This window comes from Nonomuraea bangladeshensis (assembly GCF_039529455.1).
In the GTDB taxonomy this organism is placed as follows: domain Bacteria; phylum Actinomycetota; class Actinomycetes; order Streptosporangiales; family Streptosporangiaceae; genus Nonomuraea; species Nonomuraea bangladeshensis.
In genome coordinates, this window is the sequence record NZ_BAAAMV010000001.1 from 598,722 (window position 1) to 614,519 (window position 15,798).

The window sequence follows — 15,798 nt, forward strand, 5'->3', positions numbered from 1 at the left end:
GTGCACTCAACGGACAAGAGGGGGATCGGATGCGGGGGCCGCTGGTCGTCAAGCGGGCGTTCAGCGAGCCGCTGCTCCTGCTGGCCGCGTTCGGGGCGATCCTGCTGGCCACCACCACGCTGGTGGCGCTGACGATGTACGCCTCCTCCATCGCCGACGCGGGCGTCCGCCGGACGATGGAGACCGCCTCGTTCCGCCAGACCGCCGCCGTCATCAGCGCGCCCGTCACCGCCGAGACCTTCCCCAGGTACGACCACGCGGTCCGCGACGAGCTCACCCGCGCCTACGGCGCCGCCCCGGCGATCGGCACCAGCTTCCGCTCCGACTCCTACGTGATGCCGGGCCAGGACGGCGAGCCGCAGCCCGAGCTGCTCAGGTTCGGCAGCTACGACGGGCTCGACCGGCACGCCAGGCTCGTCTCGGGGAGCTGGCCGCGGCCCGGCGGCCCGGCCGTCGAGGCGGCGCTGTCGCTGCCCGCCGCCTCCGCCGCCGGCCTGGAGGTGGGCCGCGAGTTCACCACGAAAGGCCGGCTCGACCCGCGCCCGGTCACCGTGCGCGTGGTCGGCGTCTTCCAGCTCACCGACCCCGCGGGCGAGCGCTGGGCGAACGAGCCGCTGCTCACGCGGGGCGTCGAACGCGGCGACTTCACCACGTACGGCCCGCTGATGATCCCCCGCGAGACCTTCCTGGCCCGCTTCGCGACCAGCGTCAACGCCACCTGGACGGCCGAGCCCGACCTCGGCGCGCTCACGCCCGAGCGGCTGCGCCCGCTGGCGGCGGCGCTCGGCCAGGTCGGCGAGCGGCTCAAGGAGGGCGGCTGCCCGAGCTGCGTGGCGTCGGGGCGGCTGCCCGAGATCCTCACTCAGCTCGACACGGCGTCCCTGGTGGCGCGCTCGACGATGCTGATCCCGGTGCTGCAGCTGCTGTTGCTGGCCGCGTACGCGCTGATGCTCACCGCCCGGCTGCTGGCCGAGCACCGGCGCATGGAGGTGGCGCTGCTGCGCTCGCGCGGCGCGGGCACCGGCCGGCTGGCCGCGCTGGCCGGGGGCGAGGCGCTGCTGGTGGCGCTGCCCTGCGCGATCGTCGCGCCGTTCCTCGGCCCGCCGCTGCTGGCGCTGGTCGGCGAGCTGCCGTGGATCAGGTCCACAGGTGTGCGGCTCGCGCCGTCTCCCGATCTCGGCACGTTCCTGGTCTCCTCGGCGGTGGCGCTGGCCGCGGCCGTGCTGCTGGCGCTGCCGGCGCTGGCGGGGGCGCGGCGCACGTACGTGGAGGAGCAGTCGGCGCGCGGGCGCGGCGGCGGGCGCGGGCTGGTCGAGCGGGCGGGCGCGGACCTCGCGCTGCTGACGGTGGCCGGGCTCGCGATCTGGCAGCTGCGCCGCTACGGCGCGCCGGTCACCACGACGGCCGGCGGCGGGCTCGGCATCGACCCGCTGATCATCTCCGGGCCCGCGCTGGCCCTGCTCACCGGCGGCATGCTGGGCCTGCGGCTGGTGCCGCGGGTGTCGAGGCTGGCGGCGCGGCTCACCGCCCGGCGGCGGACGCTGGCCCCCGCGCTGGGGGCCTGGCAGGTGAGCCGGCGGCCGCTCACGTACGCGGGGCCGGCGCTGCTGCTGACCATGGCGATCGCCATCGGCGTGGTCTCCCTGGCCACGGCGGCGACCTGGCGGGCCTCCCAGCTCGACCAGGCCCGGCACCAGGCGGGGGCGGACCTGCGGCTGTCCGGGCCGCCGGACGGGCCGGAGCTGGGCGCGCTCGGGCGCGGCACGGCGTTCACCGCACTGCCCGGCGTCACCGCCCACTCCCCCGCCTTCCGGGGACAGAGCGAGGTCAGCGGCGAGAGCGCGCTGCTGCTCGGCCTGGACGCGGCCCGGCTCGGCGAGCTGTTCCACCTGCGGGCCGACCTGTCGGAGCAGAGCGTCGCGCAGTTGTCCCGCGCCCTCGCGGGGAATCAGGCGGGCGGGCTGACGCTGCCCGGCGAGCCCGCCACGCTGACCGTACGGGCCGAGGCGGACGCCGCGCTGCCGGCCAGGCTGGTGCTCTCCGACGCGCTCGGCGTGTGGCGGGACCTGCCGCTCGGCCCGCTGCGTACCGGTGACAACCAGGTGGAGCTCGACCTGAAGGAGCTGGCCGGGCGGTCAGGGAAGATCAGCTATCCGCTGACGCTGCGCGGCCTGATCGCGGGCGCGTCCCGCGCGGAGGCCACGGTGAAGGTGACCGGGATCAGCGCCGACGGCCGCGAGGTGCCCGCCGCCGCGCTGTCGGTGATGGCGGCCGACCGGCCGGCCGCCGCGGTGTACGGGCCCGGCGCCGCCCCCGGGCCGCTGCCGGTGGTGCTCACCGCGAACCTCGCCGCCGCGCTCAAGCTGGACGCCGGGCAGACCGGACCGGTCAGCATCGACCGGCGGGTGCTCCAGGTGACCGTGGTGGGCGTGGTGGACAGCATGCCGACGGCCGTGGCCGGGCAGCAGGCGCTGCTGGTGGACTGGGGGACGTTGCAGGCGTACGAGCTGGGCGCGGCGCAGCCGCCGAGACCGGCCACCGAGTGGTGGCTGGCCGCCGCCGACCCCGCGCCCGCCCGCGCCGCGCTGCGCGAGCAGCCCGGCTGGGACGTCAGCGTCGTCGACGAGCGCGAGCTCGCGGCGAGGCTGCGCGACGACCCGCTCGCGAGCGGGCTCCAGGGGGCGCTGATGCTGGGCTTCGGTGCGGCGCTGGTGTTCGCCGGGCTCGGCTTCCTGGTGAACGCGGCCGTCGCGGCGCGCGAGCGGCGGGCCGAGTTCGCGGTGCTGCGGGCGCTCGGCACGAGCGCGCGGCAGATGTTCGGGCTGCTGGCGGTCGAGCAGGCGTTCGTCGTCGGGCTGTCGCTGGTCGCCGGTACGGGGCTCGCGGTGGCCGTCGGAGCGCTGGTGGTGCCGCACATCGTGCTGACCGGGCAGGCGTCGGCCGTCACGCCAGGCGTGCTGCTGGAGATCCCGTGGGGCGCCACGGGCCTGATGCTGGCGCTGGTGGCGGCGGTGCTGTTCGCCATCGTCGCCGGGCTGGCGCGGCGCCTGCGGCGCGGGCAGATCCTGGAGGACCGGTGAGGATCCCGCTGCTGGCCCGGGCGCACGCGGGCGCGCTGATCGTGCTCTTCGTGCTGACCGCGCTCGCCTGCCTGCTGGTCTCGGGGCTGCCCCGGGCCACGCAGGCGGCCTTCGACCGGGCGCTGCAACGCGCGCTGACCGACGCGCCCGCGGTGCGTACGGACCTGACCGTCGCGGGCGAGTCCCGCTCCCCCCGCGACGACCTGCACGAGCCCGCCGCCTTCGCCGAGCGCGAGCGGCGCCTGCGGGCGCTGCTGCCCGCCACGCTGCGTCCGCTGGTCGCCCCCGACGGGCACATGAGCGCCAAGACCACCCTCACGCCCGTCACCGGGACCGGCGGGAACACCTACATCAACCTGGGCTGGCTGTCCGACGCCGACCGGCGGGTGGACTGGGTGGCGGGCCGCGCGCCCGGCGCGCCCTCCACCACGCGCTTCCAGGGGCAGCAGATCCCGTTGTTCGAGGTGGGGGTCGTCGAGGAGGCCCTCGACCAGATGAACCTCCGCCTCGGCGACACCCGGACGCTCGGCGAGAGCGACTTCGCGGCCGTACGGATCGTCGGCGTCTTCCGCGCCAAGGACCCCGCCGACCGCTACTGGACCCACAACACCGACATCCTGCACGTCACCAAGCTGCAGCCGCCCGGCAAGCTGGACTTCGAGCTCCACACCACGACCCTCATCCCGGACGCCGGCCTCGCCGCGCTGAGCGGTGAGTCCCGCAACCTGACCTACCGCTGGGTGCTGCCGGTGAACGGGCGGGCCGCGAGCGCGCTGGCCGTGCCCGGCGTCGAGGCGGGGGTCGCCGAGCTCGAACGGGTGCTGACCCTCCAGGCCACGACGTCCGCCCCCTACCGGCTGGAGACCGGGCTGCCCAAGGTGCTCGGCGACTTCACGGCGGCGCTGGCCACCGCGCAGACCGTCATGTACCTGCTGCTCGCCGGGCTGCTCGCGGTCGCGCTCGGCGTGATCGTGCTCGGCGTACGGCTGCTCACCGACCGCCTGGACCGGGCGCTCGCGCTCGCCCGCGCCCGTGGCGGCTCGCTGCGGCAGGTGGCGGGGACGGGCGCGGCGCTCACCGCGGCGGCGGTCGTCCCCGCCGCGCTGGCCGGGTACGCCCTCGCCTTCCTCGTCCCCGGCCCCGTGCTGCCGCTCGCGCATCTCGGACCGGCGTTCGTGCTGGTGGCGGGCGTCGGGTTCGGGGCGGCGCGGGTGGCGCTCGCGCACCGGACGCCGCTGCACGAGCGGCGCGACGACGTGGCCGCGGCCCGGCCGACGGCGCGGCGGATCACGGTGGAGGCGCTGGTCGTGGTGCTCGCGCTGACGGGGGCCTACCTGCTGCGGGCGCGAGGGCTGTCGGCGCAGGCGGGGCTGGATCCGTTCCTGCTGCTGGTGCCGATCGCGCTGACGCTGGCGGCGGCGCTGGTCACGGTGCGGTGCTACCCGTACCCACTGCGGCTGCTCGTCCGGCTCGCCGCGCGCGGGCGGGCGGCGGTGCCGTTCCTGGGGCTGACCAGGGCGGCGCGGGCCCGCGCGGCCGGCGGGCTGCCGGTGCTGATCCTGCTGCCCGCGCTGGCCGTGTCGGTGTTCGCCGCGGTGATCTCGGACGGCATCACCGGTACGCAGCGGCTGGCGTCCTGGCAGCAGGTGGGCGCGCCCATCAAGATCACCTCGACGATCGAGATCCCGGCCGCGACGATCGACAGGATCCGCGCGACGCCGGGCGTCGAGCAGGTGGTGACCGCCCAGACCGCGCGGGTGCAGCTCGGCTACACCAGCGAACGCGCCGAGGCCATCGCCGTGGACGTCGCCCAGTGGCGGCGGCTGCTCGCCGGGGCGCCCATCGACCTGCCCGAGCTGCCCGGTGGCCCGTCCGCGCTGGTCTCGCCCGAGCTGCGGGAGCGCGGGACGCTCGACGTCGGCTGGCAGTCGCGGATCAAGGCCAGGGTGGCCGGCGTCGTCGACGCGGTGCCCGGCTTCTACCGCACCGGGAAGTTCCTCGTCCTGCCCCTGGACACGTTGACCCGGCCGGCCGTCAACACGCTGCTGATCAAGGGCGATGTCGCGCCGGGCGAGCTGGCGCGGCTGGTCCCGTCGGCCACCGTGGAGTCCCAGGAGGGGGCGCTGGCCGCCATCCAGGGCGATCCGCTCACCGGCGCGGTCCTGACGACGCTGGTCGTGGTGACCGCGGCGCTGGCGCTCTACGCGCTGGTGGCGGTGATCCTGTCGCTGGTCGTGGGAGCCGCCGACCGGGCCAGGGCGGTGGCGTTCCTGCGTACGCTCGGGCTGTCGGACCGGCAGGCGCAGCGGCTCACCATGCTGGAGGTGCTGCCGATGGTGCTGGTGACGGCGGTCGTCGGGTTCGGGCTGGGGCTGGCGCTGCCGGCCGCGCTCGGCCCCGGCGTCGACCTGTCCGCGTACGCCGGAGACCTGCCCGTCGGCGGCTACTCCCCCGACCTGCTCACGCCGGGCGCGCTGGCGGCCGGGCTGGCCCTGGTCGCGGTGCTCGGCGCGTACGCGCACACCGCGCTCGACCGGCGGCGCGGCCTCGGCGCCGCGCTGCGCGCGGGAGACCTCTCATGAACGCGTTCCTGCCGGAGGACTCACGATGAATCCCACCCTGTCCGAGCTGGAGGCCAAGGCCACGCGCGGGAAGGCGGCCTTCGGCGGCGACGCGCACATCGTCTGCGACAACCTCGTCCGCATCTACAAGACCGAAGGCGTCGAGGTCGTCGCGTTGCAGGGCCTCGACCTGGTGATCGACGAGGGCGAGCTGGTCGCCATCGTCGGCGCGTCGGGATCGGGCAAGTCGACGCTGCTCAACGTGCTGTCCGGGCTCGACGTGCCGACCGCCGGGGTGGCCAGGGTGGCGGGCATGGACCTGCTGTCCATGACGCCCAAGGACCGGCTGCGTTACCGGCGGTCGGTGGTCGGGTTCATCTGGCAGCAGACGGCCCGCAACCTGCTGCCCTACCTGAACGCCAGGGAGAACGTCGAGCTGCCGATGAAGCTCGCCGGCGTGCCGCGCAAAGATCGCGGCCGGGCCATGGAGCTGCTGGAGCTGCTCGGCGTGGCCTCCTGCGCCGGGCGGAAGATCCCCGAGATGTCGGGCGGCGAGCAGCAGCGGGTGGCCATCGCCGTCGCCCTGGCCAACTCCCCGCAGCTCATCCTCGCCGACGAGCCCACGGGCGAGCTCGACAGCGAGACCTCGGGGCAGGTCTTCGACGCGCTGCGCACCGCGAACCGGCAGCTCGGCGTGACCGTCGTCATCGTCACCCACGATCCCATGGTGGCCGGGCAGGTGGACCGGACGATCGGCATCCGCGACGGGCGTACCAGCAGCGAGACGCTGCGCCGCGAGGGCGCCGAGGGCGAGATCGTCGCCGAGGAGTACGCCGTGCTCGACCGCGTGGGGCGGCTGCAGCTCCCCCGCGACTTCATGAACGCCCTCAACATGGAGCGCCGGGTGCGCCTCGAGCTGGAGAGCGACCACATCGGCGTGTGGCCCGCACGGGAGGAGCCCTCTGATGAGCGATGAACCGTTGGTCGTGGTGGAGGGGCTGCGCAAGGTCTACCGCAGCGGCCCCAAGGAGGTCGTGGCGCTGCGGGAGGTGTCGTTCGTCGTGCGTCCCGGGGAGCTGGTCGCCGTACGCGGCCGCTCCGGCTCCGGAAAGACCACCCTGCTCAACCAGATCGGCGGCCTGGACCGGCCGGACGCGGGCCGGGTGCTGATCTCCGGCCAGGACGTCACGGCGATGTCCGAGGACGCGCTGCTGGAGCTGCGCAGGGACGTGGTCGGCTTCGTGTTCCAGTCGTTCGGGCTGATCCCCGTGCTGTCGGCGGCCGAGAACGTCGGGGTGCCGATGCGGCTGGCCCGGATGCCGGTCGAGGAGCGCGAGGCCCGCGTCCGGATGCTGCTCGCCCTGGTGGGCCTGGAGCAGCACGCCAACCAGCGGCCGTTCGAGCTGTCCGGCGGCCAGCGGCAGCGGGTGGCGATCGCCAGGTCCCTGGCGAACCGGCCCCGCCTCCTCGTGGCCGACGAGCCGACGGGGCAGCTCGACTCGCAGACGGGGCGGCAGATCATGGAGCTGCTGCGGGCGCTCGTGCGCAGCGAGGGCGTCACGGCGCTGGTCGCCACCCACGATCCCAGCCTGATCACGCTGGCGGACCGGGTCCTGGAGATCAGCGACGGCGTCGTCCACGAGGCCGACCTGGCCGCGCCGGCCGGCTGATCGAGGCTTACGTCCGAAAGTTCACGGCTCGTCTACTCTTTACATAGGGTTCTGGTGGTTTGTCGGTTTACGCTCGCCGACATGCATGCAAAGTCCCGGGTCCCGGTGATCCTCTTAGCGGCCGGCGCCCTCGCCGCCACGTTCGCCGCCCTGCCCGCAACCTCCGCGTCCGCGGCTCCCGCGAACGTGGTCATCAGCCAGGTCTACGGCGGAGGCGGCAACTCCGGCGCCCCCTTCACCAACGACTACGTGGAGCTGTTCAACCGCAGCGCCGCCCCCGTGCCGCTGGACGGCTGGTCGGTGCAGTACACCAGCGCCACCGGCACCGGGAACTTCGCCGCCAACACGGCCGCGCTCTCCGGCACCCTCGCCCCCGGCCAGTACCACCTGGTGCAGCTCGCGGCGGGCACCACCCCGAGCGGCGCGCTCCCCCAGCCCGACAGCACCGGCTCGATCAACATGAGCGGCAGCGCGGGCAAGGTCGCGCTGGTCCGCTCCGCCTCCGGCCTGGCCTGCAACGGCTCCACCGCGCCCTGCTCCGACGAGCAGCTCGCGCTGCTCGCCGACCTGGTCGGGTACGGCAGCGCGAACTTCTCCGAAGGCGCCCCGGCTCCCGCGCTCACCAACGCGACCGCCGCCTTCCGCAGGAGCGGCGGCTGCGCCGACACCGACGACAACGGCGCCGACTTCGAGTCCGCGGCCCCCGCGCCGCGCAACTCCGCCACCGCCCCGGCCCCCTGCGGCGCCGACCCGTCCCCCTCCCCCACAGTGACTCCCACGGCTACGCCCACGGTGACGCCGACCTCCACTCCTTCCGAGACCTGCGACACCCCGGCCACGCACCCGATCTCCCAGGTGCAGGGCAACGGCGAGACCAGTCCGCTCGCCGGGCAGAACGTACGGGTGGAAGGCGTCGTCACCGGCTCCTTCCAGGGCTCCGGCGGACTCGGCGGCTTCTACCTGCAGTCCCTCACCCCGGACGCCGACCCGGCGACCTCCGAGGGCCTGTTCGCCTTCTCGTCCTCGCCGGTCAAGCCCGGCGACCGGGTGCTCGTCTCCGGCAAGGCCGTCGAGTTCAACGGCCTCACCGAGCTCTCGCCGGTCACGTCGGTGAACGTCTGCGGCACCGGCACGGTCAAGCCCGTCAAGGTGAAGCTGCCGCTCCCCAAGGACGTCACCTTCGAACGGTACGAGAACATGCTCGTGACCTTCCCCGACGACCTCGCCGCCTCCGAGGTCTACAACCTCGGCCGGTTCGGTGAGATCACCCTCGCCGAGGACGAGCGGCTGTGGCAGCCGACCGACCGCAAGGGCGTGGACCCCGCGAAGGACGCGCGGCGTACGATCCTGCTGGACGACGGCTCCAACGCGCAGAACCCGGCGACGCTGCCGTACCACACCGAGGGCGCGGCGAGCGTACGGCTCGGCGACGAGGTCGAGGACCTGACCGGCGTCCTCAGCTACGGCTTCGACCGCTACCGCGTGCAGCCGACCAAGCCCGTCGTCTTCACCGCCGAGAACCCGCGCCCCACCCGCCCCGAGAAGGTCGGCGGCGACGTACGGGTGGCGAGCCTCAACACCCTCAACTGGTTCACCACGCTCGGCTCCCGTGGCGCGACCAACGCCGCCGAGCGGGACCGCCAGCTCGCCAAGCTGGTCGCCACCATCACCACGCTCGACCCGGACGTGGCCGGCCTGATGGAGGTCGAGCGCAACGGCGACGTGGCGCTGAACGCCCTGGTCGACGCCCTCAACGCCAAGGCCGGCGCGGGCACCTACAAGGGCATCACCCACCCGAACCCGGGCACCGACCTCATCCAGACCGCGCTGATCTACAAGCCGGGCAAGGTGACCCCGATCGGCGCGGCCCGGTCCTCGGCCGACCCGATCTTCAACCGCCCGCCGCTCGCGCAGACCTTCGGGCCCGCCAATGGCAAGGGCAAGACGTTCACCGTGCTGGTGAACCACTTCAAGTCCAAGGGCTGCACCGACGGCGACGAGACCGCGAGCGGCGCCGACGCCGACCAGGGCGACGGGCAGAGCTGCTACAACGCCAAGCGCGTCAAGCAGGCCCAGGCGGTGCTGGCCCTGATCGACGACCTGCGGCTGCCGAACGCGCTCGTCCTCGGCGACCTCAACGCCTACGGCGAGGAGGACCCGATCCACGTCCTCGAGGATGCCAGGCTCACCAGCCTGAGCAAGAAGCACGTCAAGAAGGACGGCCGCTACAGCTACGTCTTCGAGGGCCTGTCCGGCGAGCTCGACCACGTGCTCGCCGACAAGGGGGCACGCAAGCTCGTGACCGGCGCCACGATCTGGCACATCAACGCCGACGAGGGCCGGTTCATGGACTACAACACCGAGTTCAACCCGCCCTACCTGTACGCCCCCGACCCGTTCCGCTCCTCCGACCACGACCCGCTCCTGGTGGGCCTACGCCTCTGACCTGAGGCCTGTCCACCTGCCGCCCCTTTGCGCCGACTACCCTCTCCGGCGCAAAGGGGCTCCCCGGCTGGGCCACGCAAACAACTCCCCACCCGCCCGGCCCACACTCCAGCAGCATCACCCACAGCCGACGAGGCCACAGAACCTACAGCGGCGCCAGCGACGGCAACGGCAACGGCGGAAGAAGCAGCGACAACGACGGCAGCAGCACCGAAGGTCACCTAAGGTCGCGGCTCGCTGCAATCACCCGCCTGTGCGCCGCCATCCAGTCATCTGCCGGCTCAGCCCCGTCCGCTCGCCCGCCGGTCCGCCACCATCCAGCCACCTGCCGGCACAGCTCCATCCGCTCACCTACCGGCGCGGGCCCATCCAGCCACCTACCGGTACGGCCCCATCCGCTCACCCGCCGATGCGCCGCCATCCAGCCACCTGCCGGCACAGCTCCATCCGCTCACCTACCGGCGCGGGCCCATCCAGCCACCTACCGGTACAGCCCCATCCGCTCACCCGCCGATGCGCCGCCATCCAGCCACCTGCCGGCACAGCTCCATCCGCTCACCTACCGGCGCGGGCCCATCCGACCACCTGCCGGCACAGCTCCATCCGCTCACCTACCGGCGCGGGCCCATCCAGCCACCTGCCGGTGGGGCTCCATCCGCTCACCTACCAGTGCGGCTCGCCACGATGACCTGCACTGTGTGCTCCAGCGCGTACGCCGGATCCGCTCCCCCGCCCTTGACCTGCTCATCCGCGTCGGCCACCGCCTGGATGGCCCTCGACAACCCGTCCGGCCCCCAGCCGTTGAGCTGCCGCTTCACCCGGTCCACCTTCCAGGGCGGCATGCCGAGCTGACCGGCGAGCTGCGCCCCCCGCGCGTTGCGCGGTGCCCCGGCGACCTTGGCCAGCGAACGCAACCCGTTGGCCAGCGCGCTCACCAGCAGCACTGGCGCCACTCCCGTGCCGAGCGCCCACCGAAGCTGCTCCAGCGCCTCCGCCAGCCGCCCCTCGATGGCCGAGTCGGCCACGTTGAACCCGCTGACCTCCGCCCGCCCCTTGTGGTAGCGGGCCACGGAGGTCGTACCGATCGTCTTGTCATCCGTGTCGAACGCCAGCTGGCTGCACGCCGCCGCCAGCTCCCGCAGGTCATTGCCCACCGCGTCGAGCAGCGCCTGCGCCGCGTCCGGCGCGATCCCTCGCCCCACCCGCTTGAACTCCCCCTTGATGAAGTCCAGGCGCTCGCCCGCCTTGGTGACCTTGCTGATTGTGATCACCGCGGCCTTGGCCTTCTTCACCCCGTCGACCAGCGCCTTCCCCTTGACCCCGCCGGGGTGCGCCAGCACGAGCACAGTGTCGTCGGAGGGCTGCTTGGCGTACGTCACGATCTTCGTGATCACGTCCTTGGGCAGATCCTGCGCGTTCCGGATCACCACCACCGACCGATCCCCGAACAACGACGGCGAGGTCAGCTGGGTCAGCTCCCCCGTCGTCACCTTGCCACCGACGAGGTCGTGCACCTCGGCACTCGGATCGACGGCCCGCGCCGCCGCGACCACGCCACTCACCGCCCGCTCGGCCAGCAGTTCCTCATCGCCGAGGACCAGGGTCACAGGTGCTGGATCGGTTGCCGCCATGCCAGGCAGCATGCCATGCACCGCCGACAACCCGGTACTCGAACCCCACACCCCACGCCCCTCACATGGCAGTCGAAGCGAGCCGTCCGGGCGAGGCGGCCAGCACAAGAACCGCTGAGAGATCCGCCGCAGACGTGCCACCCATGCCGACAGCCCTCTGCCAGACTCGCGATCACGGCTTGCGTCTTCTGCAATCTCATCCGCGAGGACTCGGCGATCACCAGCTAGTTGAGGCCACCTGTTCCTCGAAGGCGTGTGCGTCGGAAGGCGATCGTCTCCTCAAGGCGCGGCTCTGCCCCAGCTCATCCCCAGGCAGCCTTTCTCCCTGATGCTCGTGGTCCCCGTGGTCCCCGTGGTCCCCGTAGCCGCCGTGGTCCCCGTAGCCGCCTTGGTCCCCGCGGCCGCCGTGGCCGCCGTGGCCGCCGTGGCCGCCGTGGCCGCCGTGGTCCCCTTGGTCGCCGCGGTCCCCGCGGCGTGGGCCGTACGCCTTCGGTGCCCTGGGATCACCCCGCGCCACGATCGCCAGGCCGCCGTCGCGCTCCACCACGGCCAGGTCGCCTGATCGGTCGGTCCGGTAGGGCCTGGCACCGATGCGTTGCAACAGGGCGAGCGTAGACGGGGCAGGGTGGCCGTAGTCGTTGTCGGCTCCCACGCTGATCAGCGCCGCCCGTGCTCCCAGCGAGGCGAGGAAGGCCGGTGACTGACGGTTCGACCCGTGGTGGGGCGTCTTGAGAATGTCGGCGCGTACGGGATGCCGGCGTAACAGCTCGTCCTGGGCCTCGGTCTCCAGGTCGCCGCCGAAGAGCATCGACCCCGCCCGCCAGCGGACCCACAGCACCACGCTCGCGTTGTTGATCGTGCTTCCCTCCCCCTGCCCGTGCGCAGGGCCGCCGCCGGCCTCGGGCGCGATGACGCTCACCTCCGACGGCCCGAACCGCCAACCGGTCCCCGGCGCCACCGCCCATTCGGGGATGCGGCGGCGTGCCAGGTCGGCCGAGATGCGGGTGCTCGCCTGCGGGTTGGTAGGACGGGAGCTGATGACCACCGCCCCGACTCGCCGGTTCCTCAACACCCCAGGTAGACCGTTGACGTGGTCGGCGTGCGGGTGAGTGAGCACAAGCAGCGGTACGTCCTTGATGCCGGCTCTTCGCAGGCATTTATCCATGAGGACCGGGTCCGGTCCGGTGTCCACCACCACGCCCTGCCCGGCTCCAGCCGCGATCACCATGCCGTCGCCCTGGCCAACGTCGCACATGATCATGAGCCATCCGTCCGGCGGCCATGACCCCACGAGCGGGCGGACGACCAGCACCGCCACCAGCGCCGTACCCGCGAGGGTCAACGCCAGCACGCGCCAAGCCCGACGGCGAAGCACGATCATCACCACGGCCACGGTGACAGCCAGCAGGCCGAGTCCCGCGAGCCCGCTCGGCCACGGGACCGTGGCGAACGGCAGATCGACGGCCCAACCGGCGACCGTGATGATCCAGCCGACGGCGTACCCGGCGGGGATGACCAGCAGCGCGGCGGCGTCCGGCCAGAGGGGCGCGACGAGCGCCGCCCCGAACCCCAGCAACGTCGCCGGCGCCACGGCCGGGGCGACGAGCAGGTTCGCGAGCAACGCCACGGGCGTCACCTGACCCGACATCAGCACGAGGACAGGCGTCACGGCCACCTGCGCCGCCGCAGGCACGGCCACCGCCTCCGCCAGCCAGCGCGGCAGCAGGAGACGGCCGCCTCCCGGTCGCGCATCCTGGTGCTCGGCGGCGTCTTCCTTGTTCGCGGTCGTCCGTGACCAGCGGTCGCGCCAGCGTGGGGCGATGAGCAGGATGCCGGCGGTGGCCGCCACCGACAGGGCGAAGCCGTAGGAGCGGGCCAGCTCGGGAGCGAACAACGTCAACAGCAGAACGGTCGCCGAGAGCGCCGCGAACCCGTCCTTGGCGCGGCCCGTGGCCAGGGCTACGCAGGCGGCCAACCCCATGAGGAGCGCTCTCAGGACGCTCGGCGACGGACGTGCCACCACGGCGAAGCAGAGCATGGCAAGGGCGGCGAAGCCGGCTCTCGTGGTGAGGGAGAGCCTGAGCAGGCGGGACAGCGCGAGCGTAGCGCCCGCGACGATGGCGAGGTTGGCGCCGCTCACCGCGTTCAAGTGGTTCAGGCCGGTCTCCTTGAGGTCGGCCGACACCTGGGGGTCCATGCGGGAGACGTCGCCCACCACGAGGCCGGGCAGGAGGCCGCGCTGGTCCGGAGGCAACGCGTCGGCGGCGGTACGCAGGCCCGCTCGCAGGCTGCCGGCCGCGGTTTGGAGGGGCGACGGGGCCGTCAGTACGCGTGGTGGTCCGCGTACGAGGAGGATCGCCGCCTCCAGGTCGCCAGGGGTGGGTCTGGCGAGGCGGCCGGTGACCTCAACCTGCTGGCTCGGCAGCAGGGCACCCCATGTGCGGCCGCTGGCGAAGACGGTGATGGGGACGTTGACTGACTGGTGGCCGGTGGTCGTGGTGGCGTGCGACCGGATGGTCTTCAGGGTGGCCGGGACGACGTACCTGTCCTGGATGAACTGTTGTGGGCCTTGGTAGTGGTGCTGGGGTCTGCGTCTCGGATCATCGGTGATCGCGATCTGGGCGGTGATGGTCACGTTCCTGGCCGCCAGATCGGCTACTGGTCCGGTGGTGAGGGCGTGTACTCGGAGTGCGACAGAGGCTGAGGACGCGGCTGCGGCGATCAGTGAGGCTAGGACGATATTGCGCCATCTGTGCTGCTCGGTAGTGGCATCTATCCCCGCTTGGCCTGCTTGCGGTTGTCGGGACGTGGAGGGGCGTGTGGCGTCCTGATTCCCCCAGCGGGGGCGGCGGCGGGTGTGCCAGGCGGTTGTTCCGGCGGCCACGGCTGCGATGGCAGCGACGAGCATGCCCACGGTGGCGGAGCAGCTCAGGAGAACCAAGGCGCTGGCCCAGGCGGCCAGGGCAGGCAGCATGAGGGGCCAGGAGGGCTTGTGCTCGCTGTCCGGTGCGTGCTCGCCGTTGGAGGCGTTCGGTGAGTCCTGTTGTGACGTGGGCTTGTGTACTGATGCTGCTGCCGTGCTGATGGCGGTTGGGTGGGGATCGGACTCGGTTCGTCGGGGCGTGGTTGGCTGCGCACCTGGTGGCTGTGAGCTTGGCGGAGGGCCTTTGCGCCTGGTCATGTCAGATGCGGACCTTCGGCTTGATCTCCGCGTACTTGCGCGGGCCTATGCCGGAGACCTCGCGTAGTTGCTCGACGCTGGTGAAGCCGCCGTGGGAGTCGCGGAACTCGGCGATGCGGGCGGCGAGGACTTCGCCGACGCCTGGGAGTTGTTCGAGCTGGTCGGGGGTCGCGGTGTTCAGGTCGAGGACGGCGTCTGCCGGGCTCGCCCCGGGGACGGCAGCGGATGTTCCTGGGGCTCCTACGACGATCTGCTCGCCGTCGATCAGGCGTCTGGCCAGGTTGAGGGAGCCCGTCGCGCTGGTACGGGAGGGGCCGCCGGCCGCTGTCACCGCGTCTGCCACTCGGGTGCCTGCGGGGAGGAGATAGACGCCTGGTTTGCGGACCTTGCCGGTGACATGGACGGTCAATCTGATCGTGGCGGCGGCGGTGGGTGTCACGAGGGCGGTCGGGGTGGGGGGCGGCAGCGGTTGCGGGGTTGGCTGTGATTGCCAGACGAAGTAGACGGCGGCCGCTACCGCGACTGCTCCGATGGCGAGCAGCACGCGGAGGCCCGGCCTGCCGGGATCGAGGGTTGGGGCCCGGGAGGTCAGGGCGGCGCGGAATGCCTGGAAGGAGGGAGAGATGGGGGCGGCGGCGGTGTCGGGATGGCGCGGCGGTGGTTCGAAGGGCTGGTGGCCGCTGTCCGGCGAAGGGAAGGCGTGCTGGTCGAAGTCGTCGGTGACAGGTGGGGATCCGGCGGCTTCTGAGGTGAGGTCGTGGTCCTGGGGGCTCGTGAGTTCAGGGCCGGAGTAGAAGGGGCCGGCATCGCGGATGGCGAGCAAGTCGTCGAGGTCGTGGGTGGGGCGGAAAGTGCCGGGGTTCGGGGTGGCGGCGTAGGGAGTGCTGTCAAGAGTGGCGGTGCCGTCGCGGGAACGGCGGAAGGGGGGAGATGGGTCGGTGGGGTGGAGGGGTGCACTGTCCTGGTGGCGGTGAGTGCCGGGTATGCGGTTCTTGGCGAGCTCCTGGCCCCGGGTGGTGAGGGTTGTGAGCTTGTGCGGGGCGTGGCTGGGCGTGCGACGGTAGGGCAAGAGACGGCGGGGGCGGCGTGGAGGGTTGATGAGCGACCGTAGCCGGGATTCGGCTATGGCCCGCTCTGTGGTCGGATCGGGAGTTCGCACGGCAGAGACAGTAGGGCGATTGCGAACGAGGCGAAGGGCCGAACGGGGTTCTGGGGATAGCGGTGACGATG

The 15,798-nt window shown here is 72.9% G+C and carries 8 protein-coding genes; 5 read left to right on the forward strand and 3 right to left on the reverse strand.

Annotation, left to right across the window (positions count from 1 at the left end):
* Nucleotides 1-29 precede the first annotated feature (29 nt).
* The 5 genes from ABD292_RS02600 to ABD292_RS02620 all read left to right on the forward strand — a co-directional run bounded on the left by ABD292_RS02600 (nucleotide 30) and on the right by ABD292_RS02620 (nucleotide 9,756).
* Nucleotides 30-3,080, forward strand: coding sequence for an FtsX-like permease family protein (locus ABD292_RS02600; RefSeq protein ID WP_344204898.1), 3,051 nt, complete (start codon nucleotides 30-32; stop codon nucleotides 3,078-3,080).
* Entirely contained in the window at nucleotides 3,077-5,662 is a 2,586-nt protein-coding gene (locus tag ABD292_RS02605; RefSeq protein ID WP_344204899.1) for an FtsX-like permease family protein, read from the forward strand. Before ABD292_RS02600 ends, ABD292_RS02605 begins: the two co-directional genes overlap by 4 nt.
* 25 nt (nucleotides 5,663-5,687) lie before the next feature.
* Nucleotides 5,688-6,617 carry an ABC transporter ATP-binding protein gene (locus ABD292_RS02610; protein WP_344204900.1) on the forward strand — a complete coding sequence of 310 codons (930 nt, stop codon included), beginning with the start codon at nucleotides 5,688-5,690 and terminating at the stop codon, nucleotides 6,615-6,617.
* On the forward strand, nucleotides 6,607-7,311 hold the full coding sequence (locus ABD292_RS02615; protein ID WP_329582946.1) for an ABC transporter ATP-binding protein: 705 nt from the start codon (nucleotides 6,607-6,609) through the stop codon (nucleotides 7,309-7,311). The genes ABD292_RS02610 and ABD292_RS02615 overlap by 11 nt, the downstream gene beginning before the upstream one ends.
* 81 nt (nucleotides 7,312-7,392) lie before the next feature.
* Complete coding sequence (locus tag ABD292_RS02620; RefSeq protein ID WP_344204901.1) at nucleotides 7,393-9,756, forward strand: ExeM/NucH family extracellular endonuclease; 2,364 nt, start codon at nucleotides 7,393-7,395, stop codon at nucleotides 9,754-9,756.
* A 659-nt stretch (nucleotides 9,757-10,415) separates the two neighbouring features.
* Here the strand turns inward: ABD292_RS02620 and holA are convergent.
* The 3 genes from holA to ABD292_RS02635 form a co-directional block, all read right to left on the reverse strand.
* On the reverse strand, nucleotides 10,416-11,387 hold the full coding sequence (gene holA / locus ABD292_RS02625; protein WP_344204902.1) for a DNA polymerase III subunit delta: 972 nt from the start codon (nucleotides 11,385-11,387) through the stop codon (nucleotides 10,416-10,418).
* A gap of 217 nt (nucleotides 11,388-11,604) precedes the next feature.
* A complete protein-coding gene (locus ABD292_RS02630) occupies nucleotides 11,605-14,022 on the reverse strand; it encodes a ComEC/Rec2 family competence protein (RefSeq protein ID WP_344204903.1) in 2,418 nt (805 codons plus the stop codon).
* A 547-nt stretch (nucleotides 14,023-14,569) separates the two neighbouring features.
* Nucleotides 14,570-15,637 carry a ComEA family DNA-binding protein gene (locus ABD292_RS02635; RefSeq protein WP_344204905.1) on the reverse strand — a complete coding sequence of 356 codons (1,068 nt, stop codon included), beginning with the start codon at nucleotides 15,635-15,637 and terminating at the stop codon, nucleotides 14,570-14,572.
* Between the last annotated feature and the right edge of the window lie 161 nt (nucleotides 15,638-15,798).